The 18,382-nt window shown below is 60.5% G+C and carries 16 protein-coding genes and 1 pseudogene; 11 read left to right on the top strand and 6 right to left on the bottom strand.

From position 1 onward, the window contains the following. Window positions 1-10: 10 nt before the first annotated feature. The 5 genes and pseudogenes from X741_RS151430 to X741_RS151445 form a co-directional block, all read right to left on the bottom strand. Window positions 11-1,354, bottom strand: a complete 1,344-nt coding sequence (locus tag X741_RS151430; RefSeq protein WP_023778182.1) for a cytochrome P450 — start codon at window positions 1,352-1,354, stop codon at window positions 11-13. Further along, window positions 1,354-2,196 carry an SDR family oxidoreductase gene (locus X741_RS151435; protein ID WP_023778181.1) on the bottom strand — a complete coding sequence of 281 codons (843 nt, stop codon included), beginning with the start codon at window positions 2,194-2,196 and terminating at the stop codon, window positions 1,354-1,356. The genes X741_RS151430 and X741_RS151435 overlap by 1 nt, the downstream gene beginning before the upstream one ends. A 168-nt stretch (window positions 2,197-2,364) precedes the next feature. Continuing rightward, window positions 2,365-2,490, bottom strand: a pseudogene (locus X741_RS1000000171650) (ferredoxin); the annotation flags it as partial. Between the two features lies 1 nt (window position 2,491). After that, window positions 2,492-3,781, bottom strand: coding sequence for a cytochrome P450 (locus tag X741_RS151440; protein WP_023778180.1), 1,290 nt, complete (start codon window positions 3,779-3,781; stop codon window positions 2,492-2,494). Window positions 3,782-3,872: 91 nt separating this feature from the next. Beyond that, the gene (locus tag X741_RS151445) at window positions 3,873-5,075 is read right to left on the bottom strand and encodes a cytochrome P450 (protein WP_023778179.1); all 1,203 of its coding nucleotides are present in this window, start codon (window positions 5,073-5,075) and stop codon (window positions 3,873-3,875) included. 1,631 nt (window positions 5,076-6,706) lie between these two features. Here X741_RS151445 and X741_RS151450 point away from each other — a divergent pair. From X741_RS151450 to X741_RS151460, 3 genes are all read left to right on the top strand, one after another. Beyond that, window positions 6,707-7,240: a peroxiredoxin gene (locus tag X741_RS151450; protein WP_023778178.1), complete on the top strand. Its 534-nt coding sequence runs from the start codon at window positions 6,707-6,709 to the stop codon at window positions 7,238-7,240. Window positions 7,241-7,309: 69 nt separating this feature from the next. After that, window positions 7,310-8,746: an RNA polymerase factor sigma-54 gene (gene rpoN, locus X741_RS151455; protein ID WP_023778177.1), complete on the top strand. Its 1,437-nt coding sequence runs from the start codon at window positions 7,310-7,312 to the stop codon at window positions 8,744-8,746. A 57-nt stretch (window positions 8,747-8,803) separates the two neighbouring features. Continuing rightward, the gene (locus X741_RS151460) at window positions 8,804-10,027 is read left to right on the top strand and encodes an MFS transporter (RefSeq protein ID WP_023778176.1); all 1,224 of its coding nucleotides are present in this window, start codon (window positions 8,804-8,806) and stop codon (window positions 10,025-10,027) included. Between the two features lie 644 nt (window positions 10,028-10,671). Here the strand turns inward: X741_RS151460 and X741_RS1000000169745 are convergent. Continuing rightward, a complete protein-coding gene (locus X741_RS1000000169745; protein WP_023778174.1) occupies window positions 10,672-10,983 on the bottom strand; it encodes a hypothetical protein in 312 nt (103 codons plus the stop codon). Window positions 10,984-11,521: 538 nt separating this feature from the next. Between X741_RS1000000169745 and X741_RS1000000167505 the strand changes: the two genes are divergently transcribed. The 8 genes from X741_RS1000000167505 to X741_RS151500 are packed head-to-tail and all read left to right on the top strand — an operon-like array spanning window position 11,522 to window position 18,284. After that, entirely contained in the window at window positions 11,522-12,487 is a 966-nt protein-coding gene (locus X741_RS1000000167505; RefSeq protein WP_156937886.1) for a hypothetical protein, read from the top strand. Further along, window positions 12,484-13,623: a DGQHR domain-containing protein DpdB gene (gene dbpB / locus X741_RS151470; protein ID WP_031250085.1), complete on the top strand. Its 1,140-nt coding sequence runs from the start codon at window positions 12,484-12,486 to the stop codon at window positions 13,621-13,623. The genes X741_RS1000000167505 and dbpB (X741_RS151470) overlap by 4 nt, the downstream gene beginning before the upstream one ends. Continuing rightward, the gene (dpdA, locus tag X741_RS151475) at window positions 13,623-14,912 is read left to right on the top strand and encodes a tRNA-guanine transglycosylase DpdA (protein WP_023778171.1); all 1,290 of its coding nucleotides are present in this window, start codon (window positions 13,623-13,625) and stop codon (window positions 14,910-14,912) included. Before dbpB (X741_RS151470) ends, dpdA begins: the two co-directional genes overlap by 1 nt. After that, window positions 14,909-15,997, top strand: coding sequence for a DGQHR domain-containing protein DpdB (gene dbpB / locus X741_RS151480; protein ID WP_023778170.1), 1,089 nt, complete (start codon window positions 14,909-14,911; stop codon window positions 15,995-15,997). Before dpdA ends, dbpB (X741_RS151480) begins: the two co-directional genes overlap by 4 nt. Before the next feature lie 5 nt (window positions 15,998-16,002). Beyond that, window positions 16,003-16,635, top strand: a complete 633-nt coding sequence (gene queE / locus X741_RS151485; protein ID WP_023778169.1) for a 7-carboxy-7-deazaguanine synthase — start codon at window positions 16,003-16,005, stop codon at window positions 16,633-16,635. Beyond that, entirely contained in the window at window positions 16,635-17,006 is a 372-nt protein-coding gene (locus X741_RS151490) for a 6-carboxytetrahydropterin synthase (RefSeq protein WP_023778168.1), read from the top strand. Before queE ends, X741_RS151490 begins: the two co-directional genes overlap by 1 nt. Then, window positions 17,006-17,725 (top strand): 7-cyano-7-deazaguanine synthase QueC, encoded by a 720-nt coding sequence (gene queC / locus X741_RS151495; RefSeq protein ID WP_031250083.1) that lies wholly within the window; start codon window positions 17,006-17,008, stop codon window positions 17,723-17,725. Before X741_RS151490 ends, queC begins: the two co-directional genes overlap by 1 nt. Continuing rightward, window positions 17,718-18,284, top strand: coding sequence for a VUT family protein (locus X741_RS151500; RefSeq protein WP_031250082.1), 567 nt, complete (start codon window positions 17,718-17,720; stop codon window positions 18,282-18,284). The genes queC and X741_RS151500 overlap by 8 nt, the downstream gene beginning before the upstream one ends. The last annotated feature ends 98 nt before the right edge of the window (window positions 18,285-18,382 follow it).

The raw sequence follows: 18,382 nt of genomic DNA, 5'->3' as shown, positions 1-18,382 counted from the left end.
CGATGCCAGCTCATGAGAAGCCTATGCGGATTGCCATGGACGGATGTGCGGTCGGGTAATAGCGCCGGCCTTTTGCGACGTCGCTCAGCAACTGCGGCCGCACCCCGGCCTTGTGCATGGTCAGCGCCAAGGCGATGCAGAACTGCACCATTTCCAGCCATACCAGATGGTAGCCGATGCAGACGTGTGGTCCGGTACCGAACTGCAGCATGTCAACCGGCCGGATCGGCTCCGTGCGTTGCAGCCACCGCGCCAGGCGGAACTGATCAGGCGCGTCGTGCAGCAGCGCCGAGGTCGAGAAATGCAGCAGCGGGATGCATAGATGGGTGCCCGCGGGAATGCGCCGCTGACCGAGTTGCAATTCCTGCAGCGCGCGACGCGGCAGGAGCGTGGTCGCCGGATGCAGGCGCAGTGTCTCGCGGAACAGCGCCTCGGCGACCGGACACTGCGCCAGGTCCGCGTGCCGGGTCGGCACCGCGCCCACGCGTTGCGCCTCCTCAACCAGGGCGTCCCACAGCACAGGCTGCCGCGCCAGCTCGATCACAATCCAGGCCATCGTCGAGGCAGTGGTGTCGTGACCGGCAAGCAGCAGCAAGCGAATATTCGCGACCAGGACGTCATCGGAGAGCGGACCGTCGCTGCGGTCGAAGGCGCTCACCATGTCGTTGATCAACCCGGTGCGCGCGGCATGCGCGCGCGCGTCGCGGACGAACTGGCGCAACTGCGCGTCGATCCAGTCGCGGGCGGCGCGGCCGCGCCGCAAAGGCAGTCCGGGCAGGTCGACCGGTGGCGCGACGATCAACTGCAGCAATTGCCGGTACTTGCGATGCCATCCCGGCAGGTCCTGCGCGGGGATTCCCATGAGGCTGAAGATGAGCTTCAGCATCAGGTCGCCGGTTTCGCGCAGGATGGTTACCTCGCCGCGGGCGCGCCACGCCTGCACCCGCGCCTGGATGACGGGCGCGAACAGGTCGCCGATCCCGGCCTGGGTCAGCCCCTTGGGCAAGAACGCTGCCTTGATGGCATCGCGCGCCTGTCGGTGCGCGCCGCCGTCCAGGGCAACCAACGTCCCGCCAAGCAATTCGGGCGCGATCTCTTCGATCAGCGCCGAGGACACGTCCTTGTGCCTGAGCAGTGCGAATGCGTCCGGATCCACGCAGGTCATCAGATGTCCGGCAGGGCCGAAATCCAGCCAGAAGTGGCTGCCCAGCGTCCGTTCTGCGCGCTGCAGCAGGCGCGGCAGGTCGCAGACAATGGCGGGAAGATGCCCGACCAGGGGGAAAGCGCCAGGCATGACCGGGATGTCGCATCGCAGCCGGTGCCGACGGTTGAGTGGGTTGAGCAGCATGTCCATCAGCAGCGCGCCGCCGCCCCCGATTCGCTATCGCCTGCAGGGCGCGCGGCGCAGCTGTTGCCACCGTCGGCATAGGTCGGCACATGCGCCAGCATGCCGCCATCGATGCACACGACCTGGCCGGTGATGAACGCAGCATCGTCGGAGAGCAGGAACGCCACGAGTGCGGCAACGTCCTCGGGACGGCCGACGCGCGGCAGGAGCTGGTGCCGGCGCAGATGCCGTTGCATGCACTCGTCCAGCTTGGCGAGGAGACGCTCGGTCATGATAAGACCCGGCGCAACCGCGTTGCAGCGGATCTGAGAGTGACCGTACTGGGTGGCGAGCGAGGCCGACAGCATGTTCATCGCCGCCTTCGACGCGGCGTAGGACGTCTGCGCCGTGTCACCGCTGAGCCCTTGGCACGACGACATGTTGACGATCGCGCCACCGCCGCGGGCGATCATCCGTGGGATGGCCTGCCGGCAGCAGAGCAGCGTGCCGCGCAGATTGGTCGCCATGGTCTGATCCCATACCGCCAGGTCCAGGTCGAGGATGGCGCGGTCGCGCGGGGTCAGATGCATGGCGCTCGCATTGTTCACCAGCAGGTCGACCCCCCCGAAGTGCCGCTCCGCCGTCTCGAACAGCGCTGCCACCGCCTGCTCATCAGCGATATCCATGGCTATGGGCAGCGCGTGGCTTGCTTCGGCCGCGATCTGCGCGGTGCAGGCGATGGCCGCCGAGCCATCAATGTCGGCCACCACCACTCTGCCGCCCCCGCGCGCGATGGCGAGAGCGCATGCCTTGCCGATGCCGGCGCCGGCGCCGGTCACCACGGCCACCTTGCCTCCAAACCGTCCCATCGTGTCTCCTGAATTGCATTGGTCTTTCGCAGCATGCCGCTCGGCCTCCAGCGGAGAAGGCGCAGGGTCGGCGCTGGCGCGCTCGTCATGGCCAGCGTCGCTTTCGATGACACGAATGGCGGCGACCGGGCACTGGTTGGCCGCAAGCCGCACGGCGGCGTGCAGCGCCTGCGGGACCGTCGCCATGCACACTTCGGCCACCCCGTCCGGTTCGCGCTGGCGAAAGGCGCCCGGCAGCGTCAGCACGCACTGCCCGGTCGTTCCGCACAGATCCTGATCGACTACGACGCGCATCTCAGCCCTCCTGCCCATGCAGCCGTACCGGCAGCGCGCGGAATGTCCTAAGGAACGCGGAGGGCTCCCGGGTCGGCTGCTCGGCCAATGCCAGCGCGGGGAAGCGCGCATGGATCCGCGGCACGCTCTCGGCCAACTGCACCCGGGCCAGTTGCGCACCAAGGCAGAAGTGGATGCCGTGGCCGAAGGTCAGCATGATCTTCCCGTCGATCGACATGCCAGGACTGGTGCCGTAGAACCGCACGGGATCGAAGCGATCGGGATCGGCGAAGGCGTCCGGGTCGCGATTGCCGGCCGCGATCAGCACGCGCACGTCCGCGTTCTTCGGGATCACCACGCCGCCCAGTTCGATGTCGCGCTGGGCGATACGCGGAATGGAGCTGAACATGGCGGGCGCGTCATAGCGCAGGGCTTCTTCGACGAAAGCCTTCACCCCCACGGCATCTCCCTTCAGCCAGTGCCGCTGTTCGGGATACGCCAGCATCGCCAGGACCGCATTGCCGATGGCCGCGGCAGTGGTGGCGAAGCCGCCCAGCAGCATGCCCCAAAGCATGCTGATCAATTCCGCATCCGACAGCGTCTCGGCATCGTTGTCGTGTGCGCCGACCAGCATTGACACGATGTCGTGGCGGGAATCGGTGCGCTTGCGCTGTATGAGGTCGCCGAAGTAGGTCTGCACCCTGGCGCTGGCCGCGTCCCCCGCGGCGAGCTGCGGATCGCTGGCGTGCGGGCTCAGGCCTTCCAGAATGGCGCTGATGCCGGTGACGAGCGCGAGAATGTCGTCCGGGGGCATGCCGAACAGTTCGCCGAAAACCAGCATGGGCAATGCCAGCGCGAATTCCCGATGCAGGTCCACCGCCTCCCCGCGCTCCAGCGCGGGCGCCATGCCGTCCAGGCGCGCTGCGACAATGCGAGCGATGGTCGGCCTCAGCTTGTCGATCTGGCCGATGGTGAAATCGCGCGAGATCAGCCGGCGCAGACGCGTATGCGTTGGAGGTTCCTTCATCGCTAAAGTGGACGCCAGCAAACTTAGCGACAGGCTGGTCGCCGCCCGCGGGAAATAGCGCGCCAGTTCGCCTGGTGCCGGCCCCCGAAAAGCATCGCCCGTTGCCTTGAGCGCCCAGTAGATGTCGACGTGGCGGCTCAACAGAAAGAGGCCCGACGCCGCGCGATGCACCGGATCGTGCTCGCGCAACCACCGCATGAATGGGTACGGATCCTGAATGCAGGCTGGCGACGCCAGTTCGGCGAAGGCGTCCCGGCATGATGCCATGGTTTCTTGCGCGTCCATCTTGGTCACCTCTTGGCTGGCTGATCTGATCGGCGCGCGGCAGGCGCGCCGGCAACTCGAGAACATCGCGATTCCTGGTGGCATCCGAGCATCACCAGAGCACCGGTAACTCCTCGAACCCACCAGTGATGATCTCCTTGCGCAACTTCAGTTCTTCGGGCGCCACGGCCAGGCGCAGCGCGGGAAAGCGCTGGAAGATCGAACCGAACACCGCCTTGAGTTCCAGCCTGGCCAGCGCCAAGCCGACGCAGTTGTGCGGCCCGTAGGAGAACGCCAGGTGCGGGTTTTCGTCACGTCCGATGTCGAAGGTTTCCGGGTCGTCGAAATGGCGCGGATCGAACGACGTCGCCGGCAGGCCGACCAGCACCTTGCTCTCCGCGGGAACATGCACGCCCGCGATGGTCACGTCGGTCCTCGGATAGCGCATGATGCCGTCCCAGCCGGCGCCCGGCGGGTACATGCGCAGGATTTCCTCTACCGCCTTATCCACCAGGGATGGATCGCCGATTAGGCGTTCGCGCTGTTGCGGATGGCGGAACATGGCCAGCAGGCCGAATTCGATCTGCGCGACGGTGCTCTCGTGCCCCGCCACCAGCATGCCCGCCGCCAGGCCGATCGCCTCTTCCTCGGTCGCCTTGCCCTGGTCGACCGCCGCGAGCAGATCCGTCAGCACGTTGTCGCCCGGATCCTGGCGCTTGTCCCGCATCTTGCCGCGAATGTAGGCGCGGAGTTCTTCCCAGGCCAAGCGCGACGCGCTTCGCGGGCCGCTTTCATGCTGGTGCGTCATCACCTCGTCGGACAGCCCGGCGAAAAAGGCGTGGTCCTCGTAGAGCACGCCCATCAGCGCGCCAATGACCATGGCTGGAAGCGGAAAGGAGAGGTGGCGCCGCAGATCGGCGGGCTGGGGCTGGGCCGCCAGCGTCTCAAACAACTGCGCGGCGATCGCCTCGACCTGCTGCGCGAGCTGCTTCACCCTGCCGTTGCTGAAGGCCGGCGCCACGATCGTGCGTAGCCGCGTATGCTCGCCCCCCTCGTGCGAGACCAGCCATCCTGGCGAACCGAGAATCACCGAATCCGGGGTGAATGCGGCCGGCGGCATTCCCGCGGGCCGGAACGCCGCGTCGGACAACACCGCCTTGGCCTCTTCATAGCCTGTGACCCACCAGCCTTCGTGCCCGGACGGGAAGCGCACGCGGTGGATCGGGCCGTTGGCCCGCAGCGCCAACATCTCGGTCGAGGGCTCAATGTGATCGACGCGCCACATCGGCAGCGTCGGCAAAGGTTGTTCGGGCATGATGGCACTTCACTCGGTAGCGATGGAAGGGCGGAAGGTGACCGGCGGACGCTGCGGCAGCGAAAAGACGGCATGTAGACGACGTCGTCCGGAGGCAGACCGATTATCAAGATCGGCTAACGCGTAACTGTCTAGGCACATCGCGCGGCGATATGCAGAACATTATCCTGTACCTTCGAGGTCAGGATAAAGTCCGTGTGGTGGGCCTTTGACTCGCCGCCGGCCAAGATTTCCTGCGCAAGCGTCGACAAGGGCGGCGAGCTGTTGGGTAAGGGCTTTCGCCGAGGCCCCCCTGCCCATAGACGCTATCCGACGCGGATTTGACATTTTGCTTTTCTTTCTTCGTTCCATTCGTGTCATCCACGAAATGAAAGTCGGTCGGCGGCTCCCGGCCCGCAACGAAGGTGCTTCAAATCTCGTGCCAATTTGGCCGCAGCAGAAAAAATCGTGGCAGCTTCTCAGCGGCTTAGCCTGAGGCCAGAGAAGAACTAGGCGAAATAAGCCGGTGTCGCGGGCCAACAAAGGCGACGGAACAGTGTCGGACAGAACGCCTCGGGCGACCTTTAGGTCGGGCCTGCGACATTCTGGTCCAGTTTCGAACATAAGAGGGCGGCAAACAGACACGATTGGGAAATTCGATCCTCACGGCGCCAAGGCGCTTGCCCAAGAGCGCGCGCTCATGTTGCTGCGAGAGGCGCGTGTTCGCGATAGCCGTGCTGCGCACCCATGAACGCTAGCGGCACACGCTACGACTGGAGTGCCCGCCAGCCTCAGGTAGTGCATCGGCTCGGCTTCCGGTTCTTCTTTGCCCAGCCGGGGCTGAAGCGCCGAATATCCGCACCATACAGCATCGTTGTTGGCTATGTGACGAGGCGGCATAGCGCGCTCCCGGTCTTCTAAGACACGGCCTCCGAGAAGAAGGGGGCGGTGCAACAGCACCTCTATTTGAAATGGCACGCCGCTTGCTGCTCCTGGTTAGAGCACCATCAAATTACGATGAAAGCGACTTGCACCATGCCCGACGCGCGAAGCTCTAGACAGTGGCCTGAGGAGACGGTGCCCGTTCCCGCTGAACATCGGGACATCGTCTCCTCCGGAAGGCCGTTCTCGGTGGCCGCTTTGCGCATGGCTGGTCCGATGCCGGCACGCCAACACGGGCCGCTCGCGCAAATGCCGTTTACCGGTTCTGTTCAGCATGGGAGTGCCCAAGGACCCCGTCAAAGGGTCACCCAAGCCAAGGCCGGCGGGTCACTGCCACATATCGACAACACGCTGAACCAGTCCAGTGACCCGAGTCTGCGTGAAGTGACATTTCAGGTCGCCACATGCTTGCGATATTGGCTACTTCCGGCCGCTATCCCTTTTCCCCGGGCACGATCGCGGGTGACCGATCCCGCTTCCGGCGCCATAGCCGTGGAAAGCAAGCGGCACGACGGTCTCCAGCTCGCTCAGATCGATTGCGTTCGCGTGGCCAAGACCAGCCGCCAAGACGTTCCCATACGTCGGGATGGAAAAGGAAGTTGCGAGGCGCCGAGGCCCTCATTCCGTGCCCGAGCATACGAGCCTTTGCTCGGAATTGCGCCAGCCTATGCCAGAATTCAACGGCAGTTTTCTTCTTTAGGAGCAACTTGATGACAGTTGAAAAGAAAGTTCCCTTCGTCACCTTTCTCACGCGCGTTCACGATAAGTCAGTCCAGGGGCCAAATCCATATCGCTGGGAAGAAAAGACATCTGACGACTACTTTGCCGGCAAGCGGGTCATCCTGTTCTCGCTGCCTGGCGCCTTCACACCAACCTGCTCGACCTACCAATTGCCCCAGTTCGAAGAGCTCTATGATGAGTTTGAGAAGGAGGGAATTGACGCGATTTACTGCCTCTCTGTCAACGACGCCTTCGTCATGAATGCGTGGGGGAAGTCCTTGGGCCTGAAGCAGGTCGAGCTCATCCCCGATGGCTCAGGCGAGTTCACACGCAAAATGGGCATGCTGGTCGCCAAGGACAATCTCGGCTTCGGGATGCGCTCTTGGCGCTACGCCGCCCTGATCAACAATGGCGTGGTGGAGCACTGGTTCGAGGAGGAAGGTTTCTCCGACAACTGCGAGGCCGACCCCTATGGCGTCTCATCCCCGCAAAACGTTCTCGAAACGCTGAAAGCCGCCGCTTGACCTAGAAAACGTCTCACTGGTGCCAGTGCCGGCCCCAAGAGGCTCCTCGACAGGATTATCGCGCTCACCATGCAATCCTCAGCAAGCCTGCTTCAACGCCAGAAGCAATCCATGGTGGCATCGCCTCAACTCATTGAGTCGATTCGCTTGCTGCAACTGGCGCATACTGAACTGCATCAGTTCGTGGAGCGGGAAATTGAGAAGAACCCGCTCTTGGAATCTGCATCAAGCGATGGCGGGCCTTTTGACGACGTTTCGATTTCGGGAGCGGATCAGCCTGTCGGCCCTGGGGCAAACGCCGTTGAAGGACCGACCGGGGCAGGTTCGCCTGAACGGCTCGGGCAATGGAAATCACTTCGCAACACGACCAACAACCCGCCCGGCAATGGCCCTTCCCTCGACGAGTATGCCACCCTCGCCGAAACATTGCACGACCATGTCGCTCGTCAGATCGCCCTCACTGCGTTCACACCACAGGAGCGGCTGATCGCTGGCCAGCTTGCCGCCGATCTGGAAGACACTGGCTATCTTCGGGCAAACCTTTTGGAGCTGGCCGAGAGCCTGAATGTCCATGAGGCTGTTGTGGAACGGGTTCTCGGAACCTTGCAGCAATTTGATCCACCGGGAGTTTTTGCGCGAAGTCTCAGAGAATGCCTCGAGATTCAGTTGCGCCAGCGAAATCGGCTCGACCCGGCAATGGCAGCTTTGGTTGCCCATCTTGAAAAGCTTGCGCGACGGGATTTTGAGGCACTGAAGCAGCATTGCGGCGTCGATGAAGAAGACCTTCTCGACATGATGCATGAGATTCGGGCGCTCGATCCCAAGCCTGGGAACAGATTCCAATCCGGTGCGTCTGAATCAATCATACCCGACGTCTGGGTCACGCCCTCGCCGCAAGGCGGGTGGCAGATCGAACTTGATCCCGCCACGCTGCCAAAGCTGCTGATCAACCAAACCTATTATGCCGAAGTCACGCGTCAAACTGCCCAAAATTCGAAAGATCAAGCATTTCTCGACGAATGCTTGCAAAACGCGAACTGGCTAATCCGCAGCCTCGATCAGCGCGCCAAGACGATTGTTAAGGTTGCGGCTGAAATCGTGCGTCAGCAGGATGCCTTTTTGGAACACGGCGTCGCCCACCTGCGGCCTCTCAATCTTAGAACCGTCGCTGACGCGATCGGCGTGCACGAGTCGACGGTAAGCCGGGTGACCTCGAACAAGTACATGCTTACCCCGCGCGGAGTTTTTGAACTGAAGTATTTTTTCACCGTCGCGATCGCGTCCTGCCAAGGCGGCGATGCGCACTCCGCCGAAGCTGTCCGGCATCGGATCAAAGCGATCATTGCCGCAGAATCTCCCGGCGACGTGCTTTCCGATGAGGACATCGCTGTCCGGCTGAAGGAAACCGGCATCGATGTTGCGCGCCGCACCGTCACAAAATATCGCGAAGCAATGAACATCCCCTCCTCCGTTCAACGCCGCCGGGAAATGCGCTTGTGTTTTTAGATTTGGGTCAAGGCAGCCAAAATCGTGTTGCATTGCATCAAAGTGGAGACTTCGTTCATGACCCGATCCGCAGCAGGCGTCATGGACGCTGTTCTGCACGACCCAGAAAAGCCGGTCCCACCGTCTGGTCCGGCATGGGGTGCCGTCATTTCGCTTTCCTTGGGCACCTTCGGGCTGGTCACGGCAGAGTTTCTGCCTGTCAGCCTGCTCACGCCCCTCGCGCATGATCTCGGTATCAGCGAGGGNGAGGGAGCGGCTGGACAGGCGATGACGGCGACAGCTATCGTCGGGGCGATCTCGGCGCCGACGGTGGCCATCATCACAAAGCGCCTGGACCGCAGGACCGTCATGTGGACCATGACGCTGCTGCTGATCCTGTCGGACGTTCTGGCGGCCGGCGCGTGGTCGCTGGCGGTTCTCCTGACTGCACGCGTCGTGCTCGGCATAGCGCTCGGAGGCTTCTGGTCGATGTCGGCAGCACTGGCGATGCGGCTCGTTCCAAGCCACCTCCTTCCGCGCGCCATGTCGATCATCCTCACCGGCGTTTCCGTGGCTACCGTCTGCGCAGCTCCAATCGGCGCTTATGTCGGCGATGTCTGGGGATGGCGAAGCGCCTTCATGCTCGCCGCAGCCGGCGGCGTCGCTACACTGCTCGTGCAGCTCCTAACCATTCCGAGACTGCCTCCGATTGGAGTGGCTAGCTTCCGCAACCTGCTGGATGTAGCCAAGATTCCGATGGTCAAAATTGCGCTTTTGGTCGTCCTGCTGGTCGCTTCCGGCCACTTCGCCGGAATCACCTATATCCGCGCCTTCCTCGAGAAGATTCCCGCGCTGGATGTCGAGACGATCTCGCTTGTGTTGCTGGCTTTTGGCATCGGTGGATTCTTCGGCAATTTGGCCGGCGGGCTTCTGGCCGAGTACAATCTCAAGGCAGTCGCGGCCCTTGCACCGCTGCTCATAGCGATAGCCGCTGTTTCGCTGCTGACGGCTGGGGCATCGGCCTTGGCCTCGGCGATTGCTGTTGCCGCGTGGGGGTTTGCCTTCGGCGCGGTGCCAGTGGGATTGCAGACGTGGATGGTACGGAGGGCTGTTCCCGAGCAGGCCCAAAGCGCCGGTGTGCTGCTGGTCACAGTATTCCAAGTGGCAATCGCAGCCGGCGCGATTTTCGGCGGACTATTGGTGGAGAATGCGGGGATTACCAGCGCCATTGCCTACAGTGCTGTTGCCACGTTCGTCGCCGCCCTGATAGTGTTCCTGCTCGGCCCGAAGCGCGAAACCTAGACCGCCTGACAGAAGAGGCCTCAGCAGCGCAGCTCACTTTCCTGGCGGTTCGGATTACTTTCAGGCGCGACAAGCGGATTTCGACCTTGCCGGATTTGAGCAGGCGGTCGAGCAGATTGCCGGGACTTGCCAGACGGACCCGCCTTGAACGGATCTGCCGGAGCGCCTTCGCGCAGCGATGTCCGTCCCGCCTACTTCAGCATCGTGGCGGGAGAGAAAAAGTTCGGTCTTAGCCTGCGAGAAGCTGAGGAGCGTGCAGAGCAAGAGCGGATAGCGAAAAACAGCGCCAAGAACGGTTGGCACAACTCAACTAACAGCGCCTCCAAAACCTGCGGACCAGTGGCGAACTACTACGTCAAGCTGCAGACATTCGCGCGCTTCTTGAGCGCGTCCGTCGCGCGATCAATGAAGGTTCGGCTGATATCGATGCCTCGCACTGGAAGCATGGCAATGTTGGGCACTCGCAGAGGCTGACCGACTCGATCCAGTGCGGTCCGGTCCGATTAACGCATCTCAACGAGCCGTCGCTATACTAAGTCGGCCGACGGCTTTCTGACCGACAGCCTGGCTGCAGCGAACGTCGCTGGAAGCGATATACGACAGCGCCATGATTTCTGCTCAACGAATTGCTTCTCTTAGATTCGTCACATGGCGCAAATGACGATCGAAGAACGAAAGTAGCCCGGCTTGCATCCCCGCAGCAGCCTCACGAACTGGCGGAAGAATACCGCAAGGCGGCAAACTTGCTCCTTCAACAAGGCCGACCCGGCAAGCCGTTGACACGCGCGCCGTTCAGATTGTCGGCGATCCATGCGATCGAACTTTATCTGACCGCGCTTTTGCTCCAGCGCGGGCAGAATCCCAATCAGATCCGCAAAAGGCAGCATGACCTGTCGGCGCGAACAGAACACGCGCTGGAAGCCGGGCTGCGCCTTCGCACGAAAACCGCTACGCATCTTCAGTCTTTAAGCCAAAAACGGGAGTATCTCGTTACCGTTACGGCCCTGAACTGGCGGCAACTGCCTCGCAAATGGGCCGCCTTACCGCCACCCTTGAAGAGGTGGCGGCAAAGGTCACGATTTTGATGGCGGAACCCCCTAGAAGCGCCAAGCGACACCGTGTCCTCAAAAGCTGTCTTTGCCTCGGGAAAATGTCTACGAGCGGCGCTCACCCTTATCGCGGAACAGGCCGTCATCGAATATCCCTTGATTTGGTAGAGGCGCCAAGACGGCTGACCGCACAGATCGTTGGCTGACATTTCCGCCATCGAAGTAGCGCACAAATGCCCCAATAACTGCAGCCCTCAAACACCACCCGTCTTGAGGCCAGCAGTTGTTCGTCCTTCAAATTGAAAACCGTGCAATTTCCTGTAGCTGTTTTTCCACAATTGTGATACTGTCTGTATGTTGTGTCTTGCCATGCCACGATACGCTAGATGCAGCAACAATATCCATTGCGCGAAATCAACCAAGGGCATTTGAGGCGCAGTTATCGATGAAATCGACAACGAATATCGCGTCGGCTAGCTATGTCGGGAGCGCACCCGACGCCGTGGTCATCACCACCTGCACCCTTCGAAAGAAGAAGCGACCACCTTTCGCTGCAACGCCGATTTCTTTGCCAATTGGTCCGCAGCATGCCGTCCAAACTGCTTGGATGGAAAAGCTACGCGCCCTTCGACCCGAACTCCTTGCTGGAGCACTCTATGCTGGTCGCGGGTTTGGACTGGCGACCCAGGCAGCAGAGATCGCTGAGGGCAGACTCTACATTATTTCTGCCGGATTGGGCCTGGTGGCCGCCGACCGGCAAGTCCCCGTCTATGGGCTCACCGTGTCCAACGGATACGCAGAGTCTGTCGCCTCCCGGATATCAAATGAATTCGATGTCGGCGCTTGGTTTTCCAACCTGCTGTCAGGTCCGCATTCGGATCAGTGGACCGATGTGTTAGGCCAAAGTTCAGGACGGGTGCTGATAGCACTGACCCGTCCTTATGCCGAGATGGTGGGCAATAGCCTCAGCGAACTGGAACCTCAAGCCATAGCGCGATTGCGAATCTTCGGCGCGTCCCTTGCATCTGCCTTGCCGGCCGCACTCCGCCCATCGCTTGTGCCGTATGATGAGCGGTTGGATACGATCCTACCGGGTACTCGATCCGACTTTCCTCAACGAGCCTTGCTCCACTTTGCTCGGTTGGTGACCTTCAACGGCGGCTCATATGACCGGGATACCGACTATGCAGCCGTGGAGGCGGCTATGAACTCGGTGAGGGCCCCCGAACGCGTGCTGCGGCCGCGCCGCAATGACGCGGAGATTCTCCAGCTAATTTTGGCACGGCTTCACACACAATCAGGTATTGCACGAATCCTCCGTGCGCTCCGAGATGAAGATGGGGTCGCGTGCGAGCAATCGCGATTCAGTCGTCTTTACCGGACTGCTATGGAGCTAAGGGAAGCAGCATGACCCGTCCGCGAAGGACCCCCGAAGCAATGCTGGCTGTTCGTGCCGTTCGTACCGAACAGGCAGACAAGGCTGTCTATGCATTCTTCGTAGCCGGTGCCGATCTTCTCAAGTTTGCGGAGATCAGCCGCGTCCACCGCGACAGCGAAGGCTCCTTGCAGGGATTTCAGCGCAAAGGGATTAAGAGCCACGTTCAAGCGATCACGGAGTTCCTTGATCAGGGGCCTGTTCTATTCCCAAACGCGATCATTCTAGCGCTTTCGCCGCGCGCGCGTTTTACCCAGACGCGGGGCGAAAAGCCGGGCGGCGACGTAAAGTCATGCGAGGCCGGAACACTCAGAATCCCGCTTCCAAACGACGGACCAAAAGCGGCTTGGATCGTCGACGGCCAGCAGCGTTCGATTGCACTATCGCAAGCTCAGAACAAGAGCTTTCCGGTTCCCGTCGTCGCCTTTGTGTCGGAGGAACTGTCCGTTCATCGCGAACAGTTCATCTTGGTCAACAAAGCCAAACCGCTCGATCCTCGGCTAATCAACGAATTGCTCCCAGAAGTGGACACCGCCTTTCCGCGTGACTTGTCGTCTCGGAAGATCCCGAGCGAACTCGTCAATCTCCTTCAGACTTCTCCCGATTCTCCCTTCCAAGGCCTGATCAAAAGGCTTTCTGAAGATTCTGGGATCGCCGTGATCACGGACTCAGCATTGATCAAGGCAATTCGTAATAGCATCAACAGCGCTCTTGGCGCTCTCGCTCCGTACAAGGCGACACTCGAATATCCCGCCGATGTCGATGCAATGTACCGCACACTTGTCGCTTACTGGACTGCTGTGCGCCGCGTCTTTCCTGAGGCGTGGGGTCGTCCACCGACCGAAAGCCGGCTTATGCATTCAGCCGGCATCGAAGCGATGAGCCTATTGATGGACCGCATGATGTCTCGTGCGGCTCCTGGTACCGACCTGCTGCTCCATGCGACCGCGTCGTTGGCGCGCATCGCTCCATACTGTCGCTGGACGAGCGGCAGATGGGCGGAGTTGCAGCGCGACTGGAACGAGATTCAGAACGTCGGGCGCGACATTAAATTGTTGTCTGGGCATCTAGCGCGCCTTGACCACATGCATGCCTTTGCAAAGGTCGCGTAATGCAATTCGTTTTCGCTGACAGCGTTGATACGATCGATCCAGAGTACGACTTTGTTGCTGATCGCAACGGCACGGGTCGATCGGTTCACCGCGATGACCAGTACCCACACGAGTTCCTAGAACAAGCACCGTATGACGGTATCCTGGTTTCCCGCGGCATCGTCGGCGATGCTCGCCAGCCAGGAAAATATTCAGAAGCCCAGTTGATGCGCTTTCGTCGCGAGGGCGCTCGACGCTTTCTGCGCTATCCGATCGATCGATTTCCGGGAAGCTTGTTGATAGGCGACTGCGGCGCCTTCACCTATCGGAACCTGCCGGAACCGCCCTACAAGGCCGACGACACCGCGGAATTCTATGCTGATGCCGGTTTCACGCATGGATGTTCGCCCGACCACCTTATCTTCGACTTTGACGACCTTGGGGTGACGCGAACCCTGGACGACGTGCCAGATGATGTGCGCCGTCGCTACGAGATCACGCTGCAGAACGCTACTGAGTTCTACAAATCTGCCAAGAGCATAGGCCCAGGCTTCACGCCGATGGGGGTCATACAGGGTTGGTCGGCTGAGAGTATGGCGCAAGCTGCCCGCAACCTGGCCAGCATGGGATACGACTATTTAGCGATCGGCGGCACCGTGCCGTTGAGGATCGATCAGATTCGCCGAGTCTTACAAGCTCTGCGTGATGCTCTCCCCGACCGGGTTCGACTGCATCTTCTCGGTTTCGGGAAAATCGAGGAGTTGGCCGTACTTGAGCAGTACCGCGTAACCAGTTTCGATACGACGTCACCGCTCTTGCGCGCCTTCAAGGATGCCCGAAAAAATTACTGGGTGCGGACGCCCAACGGCGACCTCTCGTACTACACCGCAATTCGTATTCCGCAGGCCACCCAGAACAACAAGCTCAAGCATAAGGCGCTGGAAGGCAGCCTCAACCAAGAAGACGCGAGGCGTCTTGAAGACGCCGCGCTTCGCGGCGTACGCGCTTACGCCGACGGTGGCGCGACCCTGGACCAAAGCCTTGATGCCGTGATGGACTATTGGGCCGCCCTTAACTGGCACGATGAGGCGTCGCCAAGCCGTCGTGCCATTGCCGCAACTCGACAGCGCAAGGTCTACGCCCACACCCTTGGCGATCGTCCCTGGGAGCGATGTAGCTGCCGAGTTTGTAGGGAGAGCGGCGTCGAGGCCGTGATCTTCCGCACCTCAAATCGCAACAAGCGACGCGGCATCCACAACCTCCACGTCTTTCACACCCATTTGAGCGAATTTCGACGGGAGAGCCTATGAACAAGGAACATTTTCTTCGGTTTGATGCACTGGCGCCGGTTCAGAGCGAGAAACTCACGGTCTTCACCTTCATTGCGAATGCTGCGCAGGTTGCACGCATTGCTCGAATCGAGCGGGCGGGTCGCGATGATGGCGGCGCCCTCCAAGGTTTTCAGCGACCGCAGATCGCGGGGCACATTCGCGAAATCCGTGACTATCTCGAAAAGCCGAACGCGATCTTGCCCAACGCTATCGTCGTAGCTTTCATGGGTCATGCTCGGCTCGAGCCGGCAGCGAGTCCAGAAAGCCGACTCTGCCAACTGGTGATCGACACATCCGACGGCCCACCCGGTTGGATCGTTGATGGGCAACAGCGCTTTACAGCCCTGTCTGAACTTCGAAGCCGTGATTTTGAAGTGCTCGTGTCGGGCTTTATCTGTGAGACCGAGGAGGAGTTGCAAAAGCAGTTCATCCTAGTGAACAACACCCGCCCGCTACCAAAGGCCCTGGTTTACGAACTCCTCCCCAAAGTGGGAGACCTGCCGCACCGCATGTCGAGTCGATCACAAGCGGCACTTGCTACTGAGGCGCTCAATTATCGCAAGGGGTCGTCGCTGAGAGGTTTGATCAAGCAGCAAACCAATCCAAAGGGAGTCATCCGAGACACGGTTCTGCAGCGCGTAATCATGAATTCTCTAAGTGATGGAGCCCTGCGCCTTTATGCCGGCGAGGATGAGCTTCTGCTAGATCAAGGCGTCACGATGATGAGCGAGTTCTATCATGCTGTGCAACACGTCTTTGCAGACGATTGGGCCGACAAGACACCCAAGACCTCTCGGTTGATCCATGGCACGGGCATTGTCGCGCTTGGATATGTCATGGACTTTCTCAACAGCGTCACCGGTGCTGCCACACGCGACGAATTCGCGAGTGGCTTGCGGCTGCTAAACGGAAAGACTGCTTGGAGCGAGGGCGAGTGGGAGTTCGGCGCCGAGCGCCGACGTTGGAACGGGCTTCAGAACGTTCCGTCTGATGTCCGCCAATTATCACTTTACCTCGTCCAAGTCCTCAAGCGACGCCTGGCCGAATCCGCAAAGGCAGCCTGAAAGCCATGAGTTACGCAGTAAAAGAAATGTTCTATTCGCTGCAGGGCGAAGGTCGTCACACCGGGCGGCCGGCCGTTTTCTGCCGGTTTGCGGGTTGTAATCTATGGAGTGGCCGGGAGCGCGACCGAGCAAAGGCTGTCTGCAATTTTTGTGACACCGATTTTGTCGGCGTCAACGGCATTGGTGGTAGGCGGTTCAACGATGCGTCTTGTTTGGCAGTCGCCATCGAGAACATGTGGGGCGCCGGGACGTCCGAGCGATTTGTCGTTCTCACGGGCGGCGAACCGCTTCTACAGGTTGGGGATGAGGTTGTGTCGGCACTCCACGGTCGCGGGTTCGAAATTGCCTTAGAGACCAATGGAACGCTCGCGGCACCAAATAAGATTGATTGGATAACCGTTAGCCCCAAGGGTGCGACAACCTTGGCGCAAACAACGGGAAATGAACTGAAACTGGTGTTTCCGCAAGTCGGCCTGGATCCTGCTATCTTTGAGAATCTCGCATTTGACCATTTCCTTCTGCAGCCTCTCGATGGTCCTATGGTCGAAACAAATACCGCGGCGGCGATAGCCTATTGCCTGCAGCATCCGCACTGGCACCTATCTCTCCAAACTCACAAATTCATGGGGATCCGATAATGTACGAACTGAGCAAGGAGTTTCGCTTCGACGCGGCGCACACGCTCCAACGTCAGGTTGAAGTCGAGCCGAGCCGCAGGATTCATGGCCATTCCTACCGCGCAGAAGTAGTCGTTCGCGGCCGTCCTGATCCGGAGAGTGGCATGGTCATCGATCTAGGACTGCTCGATCAGGCCCTCGAAGAGGCTCGCGATGGTCTCGACCACCGCTTTCTGGACGAGATTAATGACCTTGGACCCGCGACAATGGAAAACCTTTCGTCGTGGATCTGGCGCAAAGTCGCGCCGATCTGTCCGAACTTATGGCGAGTGACCGTAAGACGCGATAGCGACACGGGAGTTTGTAGTTTTTACGGCACGGACACTCAATAATGTCAGATGCAACCGCGCTCGTACTTTTTTCCGGCGGTCAAGATTCCGCTACATGTTTGGCGTGGGCTCTCGATCGGTTTGAGCGAGTAGAGACGATCGGCTTCGACTACGGTCAGCGGCATCGCGTAGAACTCGATGCGCGCATCGAGTTCCGTGCTGGCTTGACGACAGCCTTTCCGGCCTGGGCCGCAAAGCTCGGTGAGGATCGTGTGCTCGACCTGTCGGTACTGGGCGAAATCAGCGACACTGCGCTGACGCGGGAAGTTGAAATTGCCACAACGTCTTCCGGTCTACCGAACACTTTCGTGCCCGGTCGTAATATCGTTTTCCTCACCTTCGCCGCCGCAGTGGCCTACCGCCGAGGTCTGAAGCGTGTGGTGACAGGCGTCTGCGAAACCGATTTCTCAGGATATCCGGACTGTCGAGACGACACGATCAAGGCGCTTCAAGTTGCCCTCAATCTCGGCATGCAGAGCCGCTTCGTTCTAGAGACGCCACTGATGTGGGTCGACAAGGCGCAGACTTGGTCCCTTGCGGAGCGTCTAGGGGGGATTCCCCTGTTAGATCTAATCCGGGACCGCACGTTGACCTGCTACAACGGCGACATCGAGCATACCCACGAATGGGGTCGTGGCTGTGGCGGGTGCCCGGCTTGTGAACTGCGCGCCGGAGGATATCAAAAGTTCCGCTCAGTGGTTCAGGAGACAGCCGATGTCTGATCTGGATACCAGACGCAGGATCGAAGGCGCGGTATTCCTCGTCGCCTTCGCCTGCACAATCCCACTTGCCAACTGGCTCATCGGAAATGTGGGCACTGTCTGTGTACCAGATGGACCGTGCCTCATCCCGGTCGCGCCGGGCATTGTCGCACCCAGCGGCGTTCTCGCGATCGGCGCAGCATTGGTTCTCCGCGATCTTGTCCAGCGACGGCTCGGCCTCATCTGGTCCTTTGCCGCCATTGCTGTGGGTGCGGTTCTTTCGGCCTTCTTTGCGCCTCCTGCATTGGTCATCGCCTCAACGGTCGCCTTCGCCCTGTCGGAAACGGCGGATCTTCTAGTGTACACGCCGCTTCAGCGTCGCGGCTTGGTGCTAGCAGCGACTGCCAGCAGTGTTGTGGGCCTGATCATCGACAGCATCGTGTTTCTCACCCTCGCGTTCGGAAGTCTCGATCTTCTCCCAGGGCAGATCCTTGGTAAGTTATGGATGGTCGCTGCGGCACTACCGGTATTGGTCTGGATTAGGTCGCGGGATCGCCGGCTTGGCATATTGACGCCTTAGTCGAGAGCGTTGATCAACGCGTCTGGACAACGCGTCTATGGCCGCCTGCGGCCAAGCGTCGACGTTCGACAGGATGTTCCGAACGCCATAACGCCTCC

The organism is Mesorhizobium sp. LNHC221B00, from assembly GCF_000502935.1.
GTDB classification, from domain to species: Bacteria; Pseudomonadota; Alphaproteobacteria; order Rhizobiales; family Rhizobiaceae; genus Mesorhizobium; species Mesorhizobium opportunistum.
This window is presented reverse-complemented; position numbering and strand designations above follow the sequence as displayed.